This is a genomic window from Rhodospirillales bacterium (genome assembly GCA_028824295.1).
Lineage (GTDB): Bacteria > Pseudomonadota > Alphaproteobacteria > TMED109 > TMED109 > VXPW01.
Map to the genome: position 1 here is coordinate 60057 of JAPPED010000022.1, position 18906 is coordinate 78962.

The 18906-nt window shown below is 66.5% G+C and carries 15 protein-coding genes and 1 riboswitch; of the genes, 13 read left to right on the top strand and 2 right to left on the bottom strand.

Annotated elements, in window-relative coordinates; all coding sequences use genetic code 11:
- Positions 1-388 precede the first annotated feature (388 nt).
- From OXH60_09735 to OXH60_09780, 10 genes are all read left to right on the top strand, one after another.
- Positions 389-1177 carry a histidinol phosphate phosphatase gene (locus OXH60_09735; GenBank protein MDE0712398.1) on the top strand — a complete coding sequence of 263 codons (789 nt, stop codon included), beginning with the start codon at positions 389-391 and terminating at the stop codon, positions 1175-1177.
- A 222-nt stretch (positions 1178-1399) separates the two neighbouring features.
- Positions 1400-2680: a DNA methyltransferase gene (locus OXH60_09740; protein ID MDE0712399.1), complete on the top strand. Its 1281-nt coding sequence runs from the start codon at positions 1400-1402 to the stop codon at positions 2678-2680.
- A gap of 47 nt (positions 2681-2727) precedes the next feature.
- A riboswitch (glycine riboswitch) is annotated at positions 2728-2821 on the top strand.
- A gap of 145 nt (positions 2822-2966) precedes the next feature.
- A complete protein-coding gene (gene gcvT / locus OXH60_09745) occupies positions 2967-4085 on the top strand; it encodes a glycine cleavage system aminomethyltransferase GcvT (GenBank protein MDE0712400.1) in 1119 nt (372 codons plus the stop codon).
- A 10-nt stretch (positions 4086-4095) separates the two neighbouring features.
- A complete protein-coding gene (gcvH, locus tag OXH60_09750; GenBank protein ID MDE0712401.1) occupies positions 4096-4470 on the top strand; it encodes a glycine cleavage system protein GcvH in 375 nt (124 codons plus the stop codon).
- A gap of 4 nt (positions 4471-4474) precedes the next feature.
- Positions 4475-5827 (top strand): aminomethyl-transferring glycine dehydrogenase subunit GcvPA, encoded by a 1353-nt coding sequence (gene gcvPA, locus OXH60_09755; protein MDE0712402.1) that lies wholly within the window; start codon positions 4475-4477, stop codon positions 5825-5827.
- Positions 5824-7320 carry an aminomethyl-transferring glycine dehydrogenase subunit GcvPB gene (gcvPB, locus tag OXH60_09760; GenBank protein MDE0712403.1) on the top strand — a complete coding sequence of 499 codons (1497 nt, stop codon included), beginning with the start codon at positions 5824-5826 and terminating at the stop codon, positions 7318-7320. Before gcvPA ends, gcvPB begins: the two co-directional genes overlap by 4 nt.
- Before the next feature lie 244 nt (positions 7321-7564).
- The gene (locus OXH60_09765; protein ID MDE0712404.1) at positions 7565-9535 is read left to right on the top strand and encodes a protein-disulfide reductase DsbD family protein; all 1971 of its coding nucleotides are present in this window, start codon (positions 7565-7567) and stop codon (positions 9533-9535) included.
- A gap of 76 nt (positions 9536-9611) precedes the next feature.
- Positions 9612-10094, top strand: coding sequence for a peroxiredoxin (locus OXH60_09770; GenBank protein MDE0712405.1), 483 nt, complete (start codon positions 9612-9614; stop codon positions 10092-10094).
- Between the two features lie 41 nt (positions 10095-10135).
- Positions 10136-11791, top strand: coding sequence for an electron transfer flavoprotein-ubiquinone oxidoreductase (locus OXH60_09775; GenBank protein ID MDE0712406.1), 1656 nt, complete (start codon positions 10136-10138; stop codon positions 11789-11791).
- A gap of 8 nt (positions 11792-11799) precedes the next feature.
- Positions 11800-12933: a PQQ-dependent sugar dehydrogenase gene (locus OXH60_09780; GenBank protein ID MDE0712407.1), complete on the top strand. Its 1134-nt coding sequence runs from the start codon at positions 11800-11802 to the stop codon at positions 12931-12933.
- Between the two features lie 6 nt (positions 12934-12939).
- Here the strand turns inward: OXH60_09780 and OXH60_09785 are convergent, their stop codons facing one another.
- Positions 12940-14169 (bottom strand): hypothetical protein, encoded by a 1230-nt coding sequence (locus OXH60_09785; protein ID MDE0712408.1) that lies wholly within the window; start codon positions 14167-14169, stop codon positions 12940-12942.
- A 253-nt stretch (positions 14170-14422) separates the two neighbouring features.
- Positions 14423-15337, bottom strand: coding sequence for a UDP-3-O-acyl-N-acetylglucosamine deacetylase (gene lpxC / locus OXH60_09790; GenBank protein ID MDE0712409.1), 915 nt, complete (start codon positions 15335-15337; stop codon positions 14423-14425).
- A 503-nt stretch (positions 15338-15840) separates the two neighbouring features.
- On the opposite strand from lpxC, the gene OXH60_09795 reads away from it, so the two are divergent.
- The 3 genes from OXH60_09795 to OXH60_09805 all read left to right on the top strand — a co-directional run bounded on the left by OXH60_09795 (position 15841) and on the right by OXH60_09805 (position 18903).
- Positions 15841-16800, top strand: coding sequence for an alpha/beta hydrolase fold domain-containing protein (locus OXH60_09795; GenBank protein MDE0712410.1), 960 nt, complete (start codon positions 15841-15843; stop codon positions 16798-16800).
- A gap of 141 nt (positions 16801-16941) precedes the next feature.
- Positions 16942-17598: a tetratricopeptide repeat protein gene (locus tag OXH60_09800; protein MDE0712411.1), complete on the top strand. Its 657-nt coding sequence runs from the start codon at positions 16942-16944 to the stop codon at positions 17596-17598.
- Positions 17599-18903: a PQQ-binding-like beta-propeller repeat protein gene (locus tag OXH60_09805; protein MDE0712412.1), complete on the top strand. Its 1305-nt coding sequence runs from the start codon at positions 17599-17601 to the stop codon at positions 18901-18903.
- Positions 18904-18906: the final 3 nt, after the last annotated feature.

Sequence of the window (18906 nt, forward strand, 5' to 3'; positions counted from 1 at the left end):
GCGCTCCCGGCGCCGGCACCACCGGCGCCGGATGCCGGAAGACCGATCAAGAGCCTGAAGAAATTCGCAAGAATGTCACACCTACCCAGATTCGGTTGAGGACGATCGGGGAGCGCCAACGGCACGGCCAGGACGCCTTCCACGCTCACTTCCACCGACATTCGCGTGCCTTGAGACGCGCCGGCACAGCACCCCCCGGCGGGCAACCCGCATCGGCTGTTCGCGTTTCGTACGGCTGCACCCTGACTGCTCAGGGTCGGGTTCGTGCGACTGGCACACCGGCGATCGCGGCAATTCCTCGCGCCATCCGGCGCGGCCCGCGTGGTGGTCATCCGGGCACACGGGGCCGTGTATCGTGGCTCCCCACCGGCGCACGAGTTCCAGTCCGATGGCTTCCTACGACGAATTTCTGACCTTTGCGCACGAACTCGCCGATCTCGCCCGTACGGCGATCCAACCGCTATTTCGGTCCCGCGATGCGATCGAAGTCAAGAGCGGGAAAGGAAGCCGGCTGCAGCTGGTGACCAAGGCCGACCGGGCGGCCGAAGCCAGGATGCGCGACGCCATCGGCCGCCGCTTCCCCCATCACGGTGTCGTGGGCGAGGAATACGGGTCCGAAAATTCGGACGCCGAGCACACGTGGATTCTCGACCCGATCGACGGCACCAAGGCGTTTGTCGCCGGATTGCCGGTCTTCGGCACACTCGTCGGACTGCTGGAGCAAGGGCGCCCGACGATCGGCGTCATCGATCAGGCGATCACGGGAGAACGCATGTGGGGTGCGCCACAGGGAGCCTGGCTAAACGGCGAGCTGGTGACCACCTCCCGCCCGGCGGATCCGGAGCGCATGATCGTCGCGATGACGGAGCCGGGCATGATTCGCTCTGCCGCCGCTCGCGCGGCCTTCCAGCGGCTGGCCGATGAGGCCCTGTTTGTGCGGTACGGCACGGATTGCTGGGGGTATGCGATGCTGGCCGCCGGCTACATCGACGTGGTCGTGGAATCCGATATCAAGCCTTGGGATGTGCTGCCGGGAACGGCGATCATTTCCGCGGCTGGTGGCATCGCCAGCGCGTGGGACGGGTGCCGTCCAGGATCCAACGGAACCGTCCTCGCCGCCGGCGATCCGGACCTGCATACGGCGCTCGTCGATCGCTTTCCAGATACCGACGACTAGCGACCTTCCAACCTTGGTCACGGCGATCCGCCCCGGCCCGACAGCGCGGACGGGCCTAGCCGCCGAACGTGTCCACGTCGTGGTACGTGGCCCGGCAAATCCAGTTCCGGACCGACGAGGGCTTGCACGACGTCCGTCGCTCTTCTACGAAACTGCAGTCAGGGGAACGCTTGCCGGAAACGTCGGGCGCGGGCACCCGGGGCGAAGGGCCGGTGGCAGGCCATGCGCCGCTATCGGGCGGGGGTCGACCCCGTCAAGGAGGCCAAGCTGTCGACTGTAATCGGGGCTAACGGAATACCGCCGGAGAGTTCGAACCTCAGCCCGACCGACCTCGTCGATGATCTGGAGAACTTCGCCGAATTCGGAACACAGACCCAGGTCGAGACGATCGACGGTGTGCGGTATTTCGTTAACGAGTTCTGGACCTCACGGCAACGCCAAGCACATCGCATTCATGAAGTCTCGTACCGCGCCTGCTTCAAACCGCAGCTCCCGGGGTTCTACATCCGGCGCCTGACGGCCAGGAACGACGTTGTCTACGACCCTTTCATGGGCAGGGGTACGACTCCGATCGAGGCGGCACTGGCCGAACGGATTCCCTACGGGAACGACACCAACCCACTGAGCAAGGCCTTTGCCGAGCCCCGTATCAACCCGCCCACCCAATCCGAGGTCCTGACGCGGCTCCGGTCGATTCCGTGGGACAGTTTCACCCGCGTTGACCACGACGATCTGGAGGCCTTCTACCATCCGGAGACCCTCGCCCGGATCGAAGGGCTTCGACGATGGATTTTGGACCGTCAGGACGCCGGTTACCTAGATTTGGTGGACAAGTGGATCCGAATGATTGCGATCAACCGGCTGACCGGGCATTCGTCCGGGTTCTTCTCGGTGTACACCATGCCGCCCAACCAAGCGGTGTCGCTGGAACGGCAGCGGATCATCAACCGGCGTCGCAATCAGGTGCCGCCCCGCCGAGATGTTCCAGCGATCATTGAGCGAAAGTCGCGGTCCCTGCTGTCATCGCGCGTGCTGCCGGCGGCCAGGCGCCACCTGCTGTTGACCGAGCAATCGAACGAAACGTTCCAAATCCCGTCCGGGGCGGTCGCCTTGACCGTGACCTCTCCCCCATTCCTCGACGTGGTCGATTACGTGACCGACAACTGGCTTCGGTGCTGGTTCCTAGGAATCGACCCCCACGAAGTCAGGCTTTCCCAGCTCCGGAACGTCGACGACTGGCAGCAGTTCATTCGCTCCACGCTCGCGGAACTGGCCCGGGTCACGAGGTGGGGGGGGCATATCGCCTTCGAGGTGGGCGAGGTCCGTAACGGATCCGTCCGTCTGGAAACCCATGTCGTGGCCGCCGCCGAGGGATTGCCGCTGGAAGTCATCGGCGTGATGATCAACCAGCAGGAATTCACCAAGACCTCCAACTGTTGGGGTGTTGCGAACAACCGGCGTGGAACAAACAGCAACCGCATTGTCTTGATGCGCAAGGTCTGACGCGGGGCGCGATGTTGACCTGTCGGGGCGATCCATTACGCTCCGCTTGTCCTCCCGCGGGAGAGTTCGGTGCATGTCACCGACGCCGAAGGAGCAACGGGGCCTCGGAACCTCTCAGGCACCAGGGACCGCGGGAATGGAGCACCTCTGGAGAGTGGCGAAGGTGACTTCGCCCACCGAAGGGGTAAGTCCGATATCCATTCCGGGCGTCGGACGAATCTCTCAGGTCCCATGACAGAGGAGGCCTTGCCCGGCATCGGTTGATCCGTGCCGGAGGGAGGCGCTCCTGCCGGGATCCTCGCAAGGTACAGCGCGGCCCACACCGCTCCACGACCTGCACATGGCCCTCGGGGGCAAGCTGGTGCCGTTTGCCGGCTGGGAACTCCCCGTCCAGTACGAGGGCATCCTCGCGGAACATCGCTGGACCCGGGAATCGGCGTCGCTGTTTGACGTATCCCACATGGGCCAGGTCGAGGTCTCCGGCAACGACGCCGCCGGCCAGCTCGAGACCGTCGTTCCGGCCAGCCTCCAGAGCCTGCCCGAGGGCCGCACCCGGTACGCGGTCATCACCAACGACGACGGCGGAATCGTGGACGATCTCCTCGTGACCCGCCGGGCCGACGACATCTTCCTGGTCATCAATGCGGCCAGGATCGACGCTGACCTAACGTGGTTCCGGTCACGCTTGCCCGCGCTCATGTTCAACTACCGCCAAGAGCGGGCGCTGCTCGCCCTCCAGGGGCCGAAGGCGGCCGACGCCTTGTCCGACCTGATTCCGGCCGCACTCGAATTGGCGCCGTTCGCCTACGGGGAGTTTGAGCTCCTCGGCGTGCCCTGCACGTTCAGCCGCAGCGGATACACCGGCGAGGACGGTTTTGAGATCGGCTGCGACGGGCCGGCCGCCGTGTCGGTCGCCGAGGCACTGCTAGCCCGTTCGGAGGTGCGGCCAGCTGGCCTCGGGGCGCGCGACAGTCTTCGACTCGAGGCCGGTCTCTGCCTCTACGGGAGCGACATCGACGCCGACACCAGTCCTGTCGAAGCGGGATTGGCGTGGACATTCGGTGCGCGACGGCAGGGCGCCCTCGCGGTGCCCGGCGGTGCGCGCATCGAACGTGAACTGGCGAACGGTCCCACCCGACGACGCGTGGGACTCCTGCCTGAAGGGCGCGGCGTGGTCCGCGGCGGCGCCGTGGTCCTGGACGCATCCGGACACGAGATCGGCGAGGTCACCAGCGGGACCTTTTCGCCGTCGCTCGGTGTTCCCATCGGGATGGGATACGTCGCCACCGAGCATTCCGAACCCGGCGCCGCGCTCCAGGTCGAACTCCGAGGGCGGAAGGTGCCGGCCAGGGTGACCCCGCTTCCGTTCGTGCCCCCTCGCCGCCACCAGACGCGGCCCACCTGAGGAAAAGCGTATGCCAAACCTTCGCTACACCAAGGACCATGAATGGGTCTCCGTGCACGGCGATCTCGCCACCATCGGCATCACCGAGTACGCGCAGGACCAGCTGGGTGACATCGTGTTTGTCGAGCTGCCCGAGGTCGGCCGGACCGTTGCCGCCGGCGAGGAGGTTGCTGTCGTCGAATCGGTCAAGGCCGCATCCGAAGTTTATGCGCCGGTGGCGGGGCAGGTCGCGGAGACCAACCCGGTCCTGAGCGACGCACCGGAAACCGTCAATGCAGATGCCACCGGCGACGGCTGGTTCCTCCGGATCCGGATGGCTGACCCGGGAGAATTTGACCGGCTTCTGGATGAAGCAGCCTATGCAGCGCTGACCGGCGAGGCCTGATCCCATGCGCTGGCTTCCGAACACCGACGCGGATCGCCGCGCCATGCTGGACCGAATCGGGGTGCCGGCGATCAACAACCTGTTCTCGGACGTGCCGTCCGAAGTGCTCGACCCAGTGCTGGACCTACCTCCGGCGGCCAGCGAGATCGAGATCGGGCGGGTTTTCGAAGAACTGAGCGACCGGAATCGCGCTGCTGGGGACGGGCCGTTCTTCCTCGGCGCCGGCGCGTACCGCCACTACATCCCGGCCAGCGTCGACGCGCTGATCCAGCGCGGGGAATTCCTGACCTCATACACGCCCTACCAGCCGGAGATCAGCCAGGGCACCCTTCAGACCCTGTTCGAGTTCCAGACGCAAGTGGCCTTGCTGACCGGGTGCGAGGTCGCCAATGCCTCGATGTACGACGGCTCGACGGCGTGCGTGGAAGCCACCCTGATGGCCGCTCGCATCACCCGACGCAACCGGATTGCGGTGGTCGACCGCCTACACCCACACTGGCATGAGACCCTGGCGACGTACTTCCACTTCGCAGGCCTGGAGCTGGTCCCGCTGTCGGGCGCCGAGCCAGGGCAATGGCTGCCGGCAAGTCCCGACGCACTTCCCGACGACTGCGCGGCCGTGGTGGTGCAGTACCCGGACGTCTTCGGCGCCGTGGGCGATCTGCGGCCCTGGGCAGAGGCGGCGCATGCCGCCGGTGCCCTGCTGATCGTGGCAGTCCCCGAAACGGTCGCGCTGGGTGCGCTCCGTTCGCCCGGCGAAGACGGAGCGGACATCGTGGTTGCCGAAGGACAGTCGCTAGGCGTGGGCCTGGCGTTCGGCGGACCGTACGTCGGCTTGTTCGCAACCCGGGACAAGTACGTACGGAACATGCCGGGGCGGCTCGCCGGTGAAACGGTGGACACCGAGGGCGAACGCTCATTCGTATTGACTCTCGCCGCGCGCGAGCAGCACATCCGACGCGGCCGTGCTACAAGCAACATCTGTACCAACAGCGGGCTGTGTGCGCTCGCCTTTTCCGTCCATCTCTCGCTCCTCGGCGAAACCGGTCTGGCTCGCCTCGCCCGCCTGAACCACGAGGCTGCCGTCCGGACGGCAGAGCGCATTGACGCGATCGATGGCGTCAGCATTGCCAACCACACGTTCTTCAATGAATTCCTGGCTGCTCTCGATCGTCCTGCCAAGGACGTGGCCACGGCCATGCAGCGGGAGCACGGCGTGCTGGCCGGCGTACCCGTCTCTCGCCTTTACCCGGACCGCGACGACCTCGCGAACCATCTCCTGATTGCAGCCACAGAACTCACGACTGACGACGACATCGAGCGCCTGGGCACCGCCTTCGAGGAGACACTGCGATGAGCGGCACCCAGTCCGGCGCCCCGGACCGCGCCGAACCTCTCCTGTTTGACCTCGGGTCGCCGGGCCGGAGCGGCATCGATCTGCCGGCGCCCGCAGGCGGCGCGACACGGCTCGGCTCCGCCGAACGGACGACAGGAATCGGGCTGCCCGATCTCGACGAAGCGACCGTGGTGCGCCACTACACTCGCCTTAGCCGCCTCAACCACGGAATCGATACCGCCTTCTATCCGCTGGGATCGTGCACGATGAAGCACAATCCCCGGCTCCACGAAAAGCTCGCCCGGCTGCCTGGCTTCGCCGACGTGCACCCGCTGCAGCCGGTCTCCACCGTGCAGGGAGCCCTCACGGTGATCGACGAACTGGCACGCTGGCTGCGGATCCTCACCGGGTTGCCGGCGGTGGCGATGTGGCCTGCTGCCGGGGCCCACGGAGAGCTGTGCGGCCTGATGGCCATCAGGGCAGCGCATGAAGCCAAGGGCGAGGCACGCCACCGCATACTGGTGCCGGATTCCGCCCACGGAACGAACCCGGCGACCGCTGCGTTTTGCGGGTTTGAGGTGGAGAAGGTCCAGGAAGGTCCCGACGGGCGCGTCGATACCGCAAGCCTCGAAGCGGCCCTTGGCCCCGACGTCGCCGCCATCATGCTGACCAATCCGAACACCTGCGGCGTGTTCGAATCCGACATTCAGGCAATGGCGGACGCGACCCATGCCGCGGGGGCCTACTTCTACTGCGATGGCGCCAATTTCAATGCCCTGGTGGGAAAGGTGAAGCCGGGCGATCTGGGCGTGGACGCCATGCACATCAACCTGCACAAGACCTTTTCCACACCGCACGGCGGCGGCGGCCCGGGCGCCGGTCCCACAGTGCTGTCTGCGGCCCTCGCGCCGTTTGCGCCGCTGCCATGGGTCCTGCACGAGGACGGTGGACAGCTTCGCCTGCTGGAGCAGGCGACCGGCCCGGCCGGTGCCAGCTTCGGGCGGCTGCGGGCTTTCCACGGCCAGATGGGGACCTTCGTGCGGGCTCTGGCGTACTGTCTGAGCTACGGCCGGGAGGGGATCCGGCAGGTTGCCGAGGACGCCGTGCTCAATGCCAACTACCTGCGCTCGGCGCTGGCCGACACCCTGTCTCCGGCCTACCCGGGACCGTGCATGCACGAGTGCCTGTTCGACGACTCGTTTCTTGACGGTACCGGCGTAACCACGCTCGACTTTGCCAAGGCCCTGATTGAGCGTGGATTTCATCCTCCGACGGTCTATTTTCCGTTGGTGGTTTCAGGGGCGCTGCTGGTGGAGCCCACTGAAACGGAAAGCCGGACCACGCTGGATTCTTTCATCGAGGCTGCCCGCGACCTGGCGGCCCGTGCCCACGGCTCCGAGGCGGGCAACTTTGCCGATGCGCCCGGGAATGCTCCCCGCCGGCGCGCCGATGAGACGCGAGCCGCACGAAGTCCCGTGCTCAGATGGAAACCTCTGGCGGCGGAACGCGGATGAGTACGCTCACCTGACGCCTTGACATTGGCATGCCCTATGTCTCAAGTGGCCTGCCTCTAGGCGCTGCACTGCCAACCCTGTCGCTACCTTGATCGCCGCCTCCCATTGCACTCGCCGCGTCTGCGGCACGATTTGCCTGGTCCTGGCTTTCGGCCTGCCCGCGCCTGCTGCGGCCGGCGCAACGGCCGATGCTGCCTCCGAATGGAGTGAGGGCGAATCCTGGCGGACACGAATCGTTTCGGCCGTGACGGCGACCGGATCCCGCCCGACGCTCCCGCTCGGCCTGCAGGTGGAGCTTGACGACGGCTGGCATATCTACTGGCGAAGCCCGGGCGAAGCCGGACTGCCACCCACCCTCAGCGTCGGCCCTGATTCGGAGAATGTCGCGTCCGTCGAATTTGTGTGGCCCGCCCCGGAGCAGTCGGTCGAGCAGGGGCAACTGGTCACGCGCACCTACGCGGGAAACGTGCTCATCCCGATCCGCCTCCATGTCGAGGAGCCCGGGCGGCCGACCACGCTCAATGCCGGAATCGACTACCAGGTCTGCGCTCAGATCTGCATCCCCGTTCGGGCTGACGCGTTGCTGCACCTGCCGGCCGGAGCCGATCCCCCCAGTTCCCATGCCCGGACCATCGCCGAGGCGGAAGCGCGCGTCCCGGGCCCACCGCAGGCGGCCGGATTCGAGCGACTGACCGCCACCTTCAACGGGGTCCGCACGGTCCACGTCACGGCGGACAGCATGTTCGAACTGGATACGTCTCCGGAGCAGGTTGTCGCCTTCCTCGAGGGTCCAGAGGGAATCTTTTTCCGCAGTGACCGCGCGACCGTCTCGGCCGATAGGAAGACAGTCACGGTCGATGTCGATGTCCTGCCCCCGTTCGATCCCAAGCGACTCGAAGGATCCGACCTCGGTGTCACCCTGGTCACGGGTACGGCCAATGCACACCGCGAACTCGTCCTCGCCGGGGTGTCGGCCGCGACCGACGGAGACCTGACGCTCGGCGTCGCGTTCCTGCTGGCCCTGCTCGGAGGCCTGATCCTGAACCTGATGCCGTGCGTGCTGCCGGTACTCGGAATCAAGATTGCCCGGTTGATCGATGCGGCTGGGCGAGACCGGGCGGTCGTCTCCGCAAGCTTTCTCGCGACGGCAGCCGGCATCGTGGCGTCGTTCGGCCTGCTTGCCCTTCTGGTCGCCGCAATTCGGGCGGGCGGCCTGACGGCCGGTTGGGGGTTCCAGTTCCAGGTACCCGGGTTCATCGCGTTCCTTGCGGTGATCGTGCTGCTGTTCGCGGCAGTTCTTGCCGGCATCTGCGAGATTCGGCTGCCCGTCCGGGTGAACCGATGGTTCCTAGCTGCCGGCGGCGACGCCAAGGGGCGCGCCGGTGCGTTCGCGGAGGGTGCGTTTGCCACGGTTCTGGCCACGCCGTGCACCGCGCCCGTGGTCGGCACCGCGGTGGGCTTTGCGCTCACGCGCAGCTTCGGCGACATCCTGGTCGTGTTCCTGGGCCTCGGACTGGGCATGGCCGTCCCATGGCTGCTGGTCGCCATCCGGCCAGGTCTCCTTGGCATATTGCCCCGACCCGGCCCTTGGATGGGACGCCTCAAGCTGGTGCTGGCGCTCATGCTCCTCGGCACTGCCGTCTGGCTGCTGTACGTGTTGCACTCGGCGGCCGGAGCCATCCCGACGGTTGTCGCCGCAGGAATGAGCGGGCTCGCAGTGCTCGCCTTTGCGGCCAGAACAGCCGAACGGATCGTCCCGGTCGTACGGGGTGTGGGCCTGGCGGCGCTGGTGTTGGCGGTTCTGTTCCCGGCTCTGGCCGGCTACACGGGGCCTGGCGACCGGATGCCGACCAGCGACCCGCTTTGGCTGCCGCTGAGCCCAGCGGCCGTGTCCGACCTGGCCGCCGACCAAGTCCTCCTGGTGGACGTGACCGCCGATTGGTGCGTGACCTGTGTCGTGAACAAGCGCCTGGTGCTCGACCGACCGCCGGTGCGCGACCTCCTGGAGGTAGGCGACATCGTCGGGCTGCGAGGTGACTGGACCCTGCCAGATCCGGACATCGCCGCCTATCTGGCAAAACACCAGCGGCTTGGAGTCCCGTTCAATGCGGTGTACGGACCGGCCCTTCCGGAGGGCGAGGTCCTACCGGAGCTGTTGACCGCGGACGCTGTCATCGAAGCCGTCCAACGCGCCAAACGGGCAAAGGTCAGGTAACCTGCAGTCCGCTGTTCCGGAGCGGCCGCTTGGTCCCTCTCCGGCTCGTGCCACCAATCAAACCCGGGAGGCTCCGATACCGATCTCGACTGGTGATTCCATCCCCGCTGCCACGCTCCGCCGCCTCAGCGCGGACGGCATGGAAGAAGTGTCCACGACCGCGTTCTTCGGCAACCGCAAGGTGGTCCTGTTCTCGGTACCCGGCGCATTTACGCCCACCTGTTCCGTTCAGCATCTGCCCGGCTTCGTGCAGAACGCCGATGCAATCAAGGCGAAGGGGGTCGACGAGATCGTCTGCATTGCGGTCAACGACGCATTCGTGATGGACGCCTGGGGGAAGAGCCAGAACACCGGCGATTCGGTGACGCTGCTGGCCGACGGGAACGGCGAATTCACGCAAGCGCTCGATCTGGGACTGGACGGAACCGGATTCGGGCTCGGCCAACGCGGCCAGCGATTCGCGATGGTCGTGGAGAACGGTACGGTCGCCCACCTTGCCGTCGAGGAACCGGGCGCGTTCGAAGTGTCAAGCGCCGAACGAATTCTCGCCGTCCTTTGAGGCCCCTCGCCTCCCGATGACCCTCCCGGGGCAAGCCGCCGATGAGTGAGTCTTCCGGCCCGCCTCCCGAGCGGGAAGCCATGGAGTTCGACGTGGTGATCGTGGGCGCCGGGCCGGCCGGCCTCGCAGCCGCGATCCGACTGCGCCAGCTGGCCGACGAGGCAGGTCGGGATATTTCCGTGTGCGTCGTGGAGAAGGCTTCCGAAGTCGGTGCCCACACGCTGTCAGGTGCAATTCTTGACCCGCGCGGCCTCGACGAACTCATGCCTGACTGGCGCTCGCTCGACACACCGGTTCAGACCCAGGTCAGCGAGGAACGGCTCCTGTTCCTGAGCGCCAAGAGCAGCTTCACTTGGCCGCACGCCCTCCTGCCGCCGGCCATGCGGAACGACGGCAACTACATCATCAGTCTCGGCAACCTATGCCGCTGGCTGGCGAGTACGGCCGAGAGCATGGGGGCCGCGGTCTTCCCCGGCTTCGCAGCGACCGAACTGCTCACGGACGGGGACCGGATTTCGGGGGTTGCAACAGGTGACATGGGGCTTGCGGCGGACGGTTCGCGCGGCCCGGCGTGGCAGCCCGGTGTCGAGCTCCGGGGCACCTTTACGCTCCTTGCGGAAGGTTGCCGCGGCAGTCTCGGCAAGCAGGTCATTCGGCGGTTCGGGCTTGATCGGGAATGCGAACACCAGACATACGGCCTCGGACTGAAGGAGCTCTGGCAGGTCGCGCCTGAGCGTCACCAGCCCGGACTCGTCCTCCACAGTGCGGGATGGCCGTTGCCTGGCGACACGTACGGCGGGTCGTTCCTGTATCACCTGGAGGACCGTCAGGTGGCCGTCGGGTTCGTGGTCGGGCTCGATTATTCGAATCCGCACCTCAGCCCATATGGCGAGTTCCAGCGGTTCAAGACACACCCTGCGATCCGGCCGACGTTCGAAGGCGGCCAGCGCATCGCATACGGCGCACGTGCCCTCAACGAGGGCGGGCCACAGAGCCTCCCCCGCCTCGTCTTCCCGGGCGGCGCACTGCTCGGCTGCGACGCGGGCACCCTGAACGTTCCGCGCCTCAAGGGCACGCATACGGCCATCAAGTCCGGCATGTGCGCGGCTGAGGCGGTCGCCCGGGCCTTGGCCGATGGCACTGGGGACTGCGCGGCCTACGACACGGAATTCCGCGCTTCGTGGGCCTATCGTGAGCTCGTTCGGGGCCGGAACGTGCGCCCCGGATTTCGCTACGGTCGGTTCTGGGGGACGGTTCTCGCCGGAATCGACCAGATCCTGCTCCGTGGCCGGGCGCCATGGACGCTCCGCCACGGCAAGCCCGACCACGCCAGCCTGCAAGATGCCGCTTCGGCGCGTCCGATCACCTATCCGAAGCCGGACGGCGAGATCACGTTCGACCGTCTGACCAACGTCGCGTTCTCAGGAACGAACCACGAGGAGGGTCAACCTTGTCACCTGCAACTCGCGGATTCGGATGTTCCCCTGAGCGTGAACCTAGCCCGGTACGACGGGCCCGAGCAGCGGTACTGTCCCGCCGGCGTCTATGAATTCGTGGTCGAACAAGGCGAGCAACAACTGCGGATCAACGCGCCTAACTGCCTGCACTGCAAGGCGTGCGACATCAAGGATCCGACGCAGAACATCACGTGGGTGCCGCCGCAGGGCGGCGAGGGCCCGCGGTATCCCAACATGTGAGCTCAAACATGCGCACCCTTGTCCTCACTCTCCTGCTGGCCGGGCTCGCAATGTTCGGTACCGCCGACTCGGTTGCAGATGAACGTCTTGCCACCATCCGCCTGCCCGACGGATTCGTCATTGAGCCGTTTGCAGAAGTCCCCAATGCGCGGCAGATGGCCTGGGGGGCGCAGGGCACGCTCTTCGTCGGCACCCGCCGGGACGGGCGCGTGTTTGCGGTGACCGATGACGATGGCGACGGCCGGGGGGAACGCGTTCGCGAGATCGCGTCAGGTCTGCAAATGCCGAGCGGCGTTGCGTTCCACGACGGCGCTCTCTACGTGGGTGCCGTGAGCACCATCCTGCGCTTCGATGACATCGAGACCAGGTTGGACGATCCGCCGGACCCCATCGTCGTAACAGATCGGCTCCCGTCGGACCAACACCACGGCTGGAAGGTTCTGGGCTTCGGGCCGGACGGTTATCTCTACGCCCCGGTCGGCGCGCCCTGCAATGTCTGCCGGGTGGACGGCTACTACGGCAGCGTGCTCCGGATGCGCCCCGACGGTTCGGAGATCGAGGTCTATGCGCGGGGCGTGCGCAACTCGGTCGGGCTCGCGTGGCATCCGGTCACCGATGAACTGTGGTTCACCGACAACGGCCGGGACCATCTAGGCGACGATCTTCCGCCATGTGAACTCAATCGGGCTCGGGAACCCGGGCTCCATTACGGGTTCCCCTTCTGCCACGCCGGCACGCTCAGGGACCCGAACCTGGGAGGCGACGGGGAATGCGCCGATGCAGAACCCCCCGCGCAGGCCTTGGGTCCGCACGTGGCGCCGCTCGGACTCGCCATCCACTCCGGAACCAATGTGCCGGACAGCTATCGTGGCGCGGTATTCATCGCGGAACACGGATCCTGGAACCGGACCCGGAAGATCGGCTACCGGATTACCGTCGTGCGGCTCGCTGATGATCACCGAACCGCGCTGGGCTACGAGACATTTGCCGATGGGTGGCTCAAGAACGAGCGGGCGTGGGGCAGGCCGGCCGATGTCCTCGAAGCGCCTGACGGTTCCCTCATGGTGTCAGACGACCGGGCGGGGAAGGTCTACCGAATCCGCTACGTGGGCGACATGACGACGGCGGCCGACCGAAGCTGACCGCCCCTACTCGCTTTCGACCCGCGTCCCGTCAGGATAGGTGGTGACGGTCCGACCCGTCGCCGCGCCGCTTTCAAAGGTCGCCTCGAGTTTCACCCCGTTGGCGTACGTCAGGATCCCGGGGCCGTGGAAGTTGCCGTTCTGGAAGCCACCCTCGTACTTGGTCCCGTCGGCGTAGACGAGCACGCCCTCTCCTGTTTGCTGACCGCCTGAGATCGCGCCTTCGTACCGCGTCCCGTCCGAATAGACGAGCGTGGCCTGCCCTTCCAGCTGCTTTCCGTTCTCGTACGTCCCTGCGAACGTATTTCCGTCCGGATGCGCATATCTGCCCTCGCCGTGAAACTGGTTGTTCAGGAAGGAACCGTCGTAGGTCGCTCCGCTGGCGAACCGGAATGTGCCTTGGCCTTCGCGCTGGCCGTCGACGAACCCGCCTTCGTAGGTCGATCCGTCGGCAAACTGAAACACGCCGTGCCCTTCGCGCTGGCCGTCAACGAACTCGCCCTCGTACGTGGCGCCGTCGGCGAGTGTCAGTTTGCCGCTACCGGACATGGTTCCAGCAGCAAAGCTCCCCACGTAGGTGCCGCCATTGGCGAACGTCAGCGTGCCGGTGCCAGCCATGACGTCGCCCGCAAATGTCCCGACGTAGACGTTACCGTTGGCAAAGGTCAACGTGCCGGTGCCGTGCCGGCGGCCGTTCTCGTACGTCCCAGAGTACGTCGCCTCTCCGGGGTGCGTGTACGTGCCCTCACCGTGAAACTGGTTGTCGCGGAACGAGCCTTCATAGCTCCTGCCGTCGGCGAACCGGTACTCGCCTTCGCCGGTACGGCGTCCGGCCACGAAGTCGCCTTCGTACACGTCGCCACCCTGAAGCGTGAGCTTGCCGAATCCGTCCGGCTGGCCTTCCGTGAACCCCCCCTCATACCTGCTCCCGTCCGCGTACACCCGTATCCCGCTCCGGCGTTCGCCGCGCTCGTAGGTGCCTGCGAACGTGCTGCCGTCCGGATGCCGATACGTGCCTTCGCCGTGAAACTGGTCGTTCTCGAATGCGCCCTCGTACTGGGCTCCGTCCGCGAACTCCTGCAGGCCCTGACCCGACCGGACGCCATCCCGGAAGTCCCCCTCGTACCGGGAACCGTCCGCGTACCGGAAGATCCCTCGCCCGTCTTGCCTGCCCTCTACGAAATCGCCCTCGTAGGTGTCCCCGTTCGCGTACGTGAGCGTTCCGGGACCGTGCATGACGCCACCGCGTATCTGGCCAACGTAGTGGCTCCCGTCAGCAAAGCGGATTTCCCCCTGGCGCTCGGCCGTGGCGGGGACCGGAGGGGGGGGCGGAGGGGCCGGCGCCTCGACTCCTTCGGTTGCCTCCTGAGCTTGCGCAGGCGGTGCGCTCCAAGCACCAAGGACAACGCATAGCGCGCCAAGGATCTGTGCAGCTAGCAGGGGCATGCGGCGGAGTGTAACCGATGCGAAGCCTTGGCGAGAACTTGATTCAGGCCACGGCAACGCGGGCAGCAGTTCCGGCCCACGTCCCCGACGCGGGCGGGCAAGTACTCCGCTCCCAGTTCGCCGGCTCGGAAAAGATCGCCGACAGCAGGCGGCGGTTCAACTCGTGACCACCTCGCACGAACGTCACCCGACCGAGCAGCGGCGCGCCCGCGAGGTAGAGGTCACCAACGCAATCCAACACCTTGTGGCGAATGAACTCGTCGGGAAAGCGAAGCCCGCCCTTGGCCTGGACGCGCATGCCATCCACCTGGATGACGTTTCCCGGATTGCCGCCCAGGCCCAGCCCCTGGCTGCGCAGCTTCTCTGCATCGGCGGGAGTACAGAAGGTGCGGGCCGATGCAATCTCATCCCTGAACCGGGAACCCTCGAGCGCAAATTCGTAGCTCTGCCGGCCAATCGCGGTATCGGGGTAGTCGATGGTGCCGTGGACCACGAACCCCTCAGCCGGCTCCATCACCACCGTACCGATGCCGTTTTCGACACGCACAGGGCGGCGAACCCGAATCCAGGACCTGAGACGATCCTGCGCGACCACCCCGGCTTCCTCGAGGGGAGCCACGAGGCTGGCGGCCGAGCCGTCCAGGATCGGAACTTCGCGGCCGTTCAGTTCCACCCGGGCATTGTCGATGCCCAAACCGGCAAACGTGGCAAGCAGATGCTCCACCGTCCAGATCGTCGCACCATTGCCGGCACCGAGCATCATGGTCCGGCGCTCGGCATCGGCGACGCGACCCCATTGCGCGGGGACTTCCGGCGACCCGGGTAAGTCCGTGCGCACCAGAACGATGCCGGATCCGGCAGCCGCAGGATGGACCGTCATCGCGACCGGTTCGCCCGTAAACAGCCCTAGGTCACGGTATGCAACCGGTCGGGCAACGGTGTGCTCTACTGCGCGCATTGGCGATCCCGGCACGTCCACAATACGGGCGCCACCCCGAGGGCAGCGGAGCCGTGCCGACCAGGGAGCGCCGCGTCCCGCTGGCAAAGCGGTTCCACGGACCCTAGACGCGACGCGGCCGGAGCCAATGTATCGCCGGGACGCCAGGACGGCCAATCAACAATCATTTCAATTGTTGCAGCGGTGTGAAGCCTCCGGTCGGATCGGACTGGCCAGCAAGTTCTCTCCAGCCCCCACCGATTAAACGCCCGGACATGGATGACGGGCTGCCCGGGTTCGGCCGTGACCAGGTGTGAGCTGAACCATCGGCCCAATTGCCGAGGCGGCGCCGCGCCGTCCCGGACGCAATCACGCCTACATGGGGTGCCATCGCGCCGGGGAATCGCTAGAACACGTGTCTGCTGTGCCAGCAGCGGACCGCCGCCGGCAGCTGCGACGCGCGCCGGCGAATCTCGGAACCTGTAGACCAGGAACTGCGCCACGGATTGGCGCCAGGGGATCTCATGAGCGACATCGACACCATTGATCCTGCTCTCGTCGCCGCCAGCCGCCGCGCTGCGGAAGACGAGCCACCCGTCGATTTCCGGGAGCTCGTCGATGCGCCTGTTACCGAGATTCGGGCGGCCTACGAAGCCACGTCCGCATATTGGAATGCAAGACCACCGGCACTTGCATCGGTCACCGACACCACGCTGGACGGCCCGCACGGTGGGCTGCGGGCGCGCGTCTATCGGCCGTCCGACGCCGTCCTTCCCGGGCTGCTCTATTTTCACGGCGGCGGCTTCATGCTCGGGAGCATCGACACGCACGACACCATGTGTCGCCTCTTGGCCCGCGAGGCCGGCGCTGCGGTGATCTCCGTGGACTACCGTCTGGCTCCGGAGTACCGATTTCCGGTGGCGATCGAAGAATGCCTGTTTGCATGCGACTGGCTGATCGAACAGGCGGCAAAAGTCGATGTCGACGCCACCCGGTTGGCGGTTGGCGGTGACAGCGCCGGGGCCAACCTTGCCCTCTCCGTTCTTAACGAGAAACGGGAGCCCCTCCGCGCAGGTGTCCTGTTCTATGGCTGCTACGGCCATCTGCCGGAGTTCGGCTACCCGCTTGGCGCGGCGGCCAAGGCGTACGGGGATGGCCGTTATGGGCTCGGACTCGACATGATGCGGCGGTTCTACGTCGACTACCTGAGTGATGACGCCGACGGGCTCGATCCGCGATTCTGTTCGCTCCGCGGCGACTATCACGGCCTGCCTCCGGTCCTGCTGACGGCAGCAGCGCTGGATCCGCTGCGCGACGACGCCGAGGCGTTCCGGTCGCACCTGGAGGCGGCCAAGGTGCCGCACCGCTACGTCCTGTATCCCGGCATGCCGCACGGCTTCCTCAAGTTCGCGCCCGAAGTTGACGCCGCCCTGCAGGGACTACGCGATGCAGCAAACTTCCTTCATGGGCACTGGCGGCACTGAAGCGACGCCCTGGGAGTGACATCCTGGCTCCCTCCAAGGCGCTCCGTGGTGGTAATGTGAGGCCTCCGCGCCCAATCAGGCAGGTCCCGCCGTGGGAAGATGCCCGCCAGTGCTGCTGCCGACCCGACCAAGGAGAAATCGTTGAGCGATCTGCTACGCGAAATCGACGAGGATATTCGCATCGAACGGTGGCGCCGACTGGGGCGGCGCTACGGCCCGGCTGCGGCAGGCGTCGCGGTGCTGCTCGCCCTCGCGATCGGCGGCTGGTACCTGTGGCAGAGCCATCTCGAGGAACGGCGGGCAGAAGACGCGGATCGCTACGCCGCGGCGATGGCTGCCCTTGAGAGCGGCAACACCGGTCTGGGCATTTCCGACCTCGCCGACCTGACGCGTGAGGCCGAACCGGGGTACGCTCTCCTCGCCAGGCTCTCGGAAGCCGCAGCCCTGACCGCCTCGGGCGACCCCGCGGCAGCCATCACCCTCTACGACGCGATCGCCAGCGATGACGCCGTGCCGCCGCACTTCCGGGCAGTGGCCGATCTCCACGCCTCGTACCTCCTGCTTGATCAGGGCGCGGCCGCCGTCATCCGCGACCGTACAGCCTGGCTACTCGAGGATCCCGGCGGCCCATGGTATGCGCTCGCTCGCGAACTCAACGCGCACCTGGCGTACCGGGAGGCGGAAACGGAGACGGCGAGATCCGAATTTCAGGCTCTTGCCGACGATGCCAGCGTCCCGCGGGGAGTACGAACACGCGCCCACCGCATGCTGCTGCTGTGGCCAAACCCGGAGGACTAGATGAACATCGTCGCCCTCCCAGTCGTCGCATTCCTCCTCGCGGGGTGTACATCCTGGTTCGGTGTCGACGACGAGGTGCCGCTGCCTGGCGAACGGGTGTCGATCCTTACCCTCGAAGAGCGTCTCGCGCCGACTGACGACACGAGCGACCCCGTCGTTCTGTCGGAACCGGTAGCGGCCACCTGGTCTCAACAAGACGCGAACGCCGACAACCGACCGCCCCATGCAGTCTATTCCGGCGGGCTCATCGTCGACTGGAGCCTGGACGTCGGGAGCGCCGAGACCCGAACCTCACGCATCCTGGGCCAGCCGGTGGTCGGAAACGGACATCTCTATTTCCTGGATGCCGACGGCCGCGTGATCGCGTTGTCGCTGCAAGACCGGCGATCAGCCTGGACCCGATCCGTCCGCCCTGACGGAGAGGATGGGGGCCGTGGTGTCGGAGGCGGCGTCGCTCTGGATGGCGATACCCTGTTCGTGAGCACTGGGTACGGCGAAGTACTGGCGCTCGGTGCCCTGAACGGGGACGTGCAGTGGCGTCGTTGGTACGGGATTCCGTTCCGTGCGGCGCCAACCGTGCATGGAGCCCGCGTGTACGCCGGACTGATCACCGACCAGACCGTCGCGCTTCAGCGCAGCGACGGCAGCGAGATCTGGTTGCATGAGGGCGCACTCAAACACGGTCCATCGCTGCTGAACGCCCTGCCTGCCGCTGCCAACGACGACGTCGTGATCGCACCCTATTCCACGGGTGAGATCGTCGCCGTGCGGGCTGATAACGGACGAGAGGCCTGGCGGATTCCGCTGGCGGAGGTCCTTCAGGGTGCGATCCAGATCGAAATCGAGGATATCGCCGGCGGCCCTGTCATCGACGCCGACTCTGTCATCGCCGGCGGCGCCACCGGGCAGCTCGGAAGCTTCGACCTCCAGACCGGGGCACTGCAGTGGCGGGTGCCGCTGACCATCGCGCACACGCCGCGCGTGACCGGGGAGTGGATGTACGCCTTGACCGCCGAGGGGGAAATTGTGTGCCTCCGGCAGAGCACGGGCAACGTGCGCTGGCGTACCAATCTGGCGGACGCCCTTGCCATCGACGACGAGGAGGACCTGGCCTGGGCCGGGCTGATCATCGCCGGCGGGCAGGTACTGGTGGCCGGATCCCGGCGAATGGTCGCCCTCGACCCCTCCGATGGCTCGGTGCTGAACACAGCCACCATTCAGGGGGACCCGGCAAGCGCACCGATCGTGGCCGACGGCACGCTGTACGTGCTGACCCGCGAGGGCGCGGTCGTCGCGCTGAACTGAGGG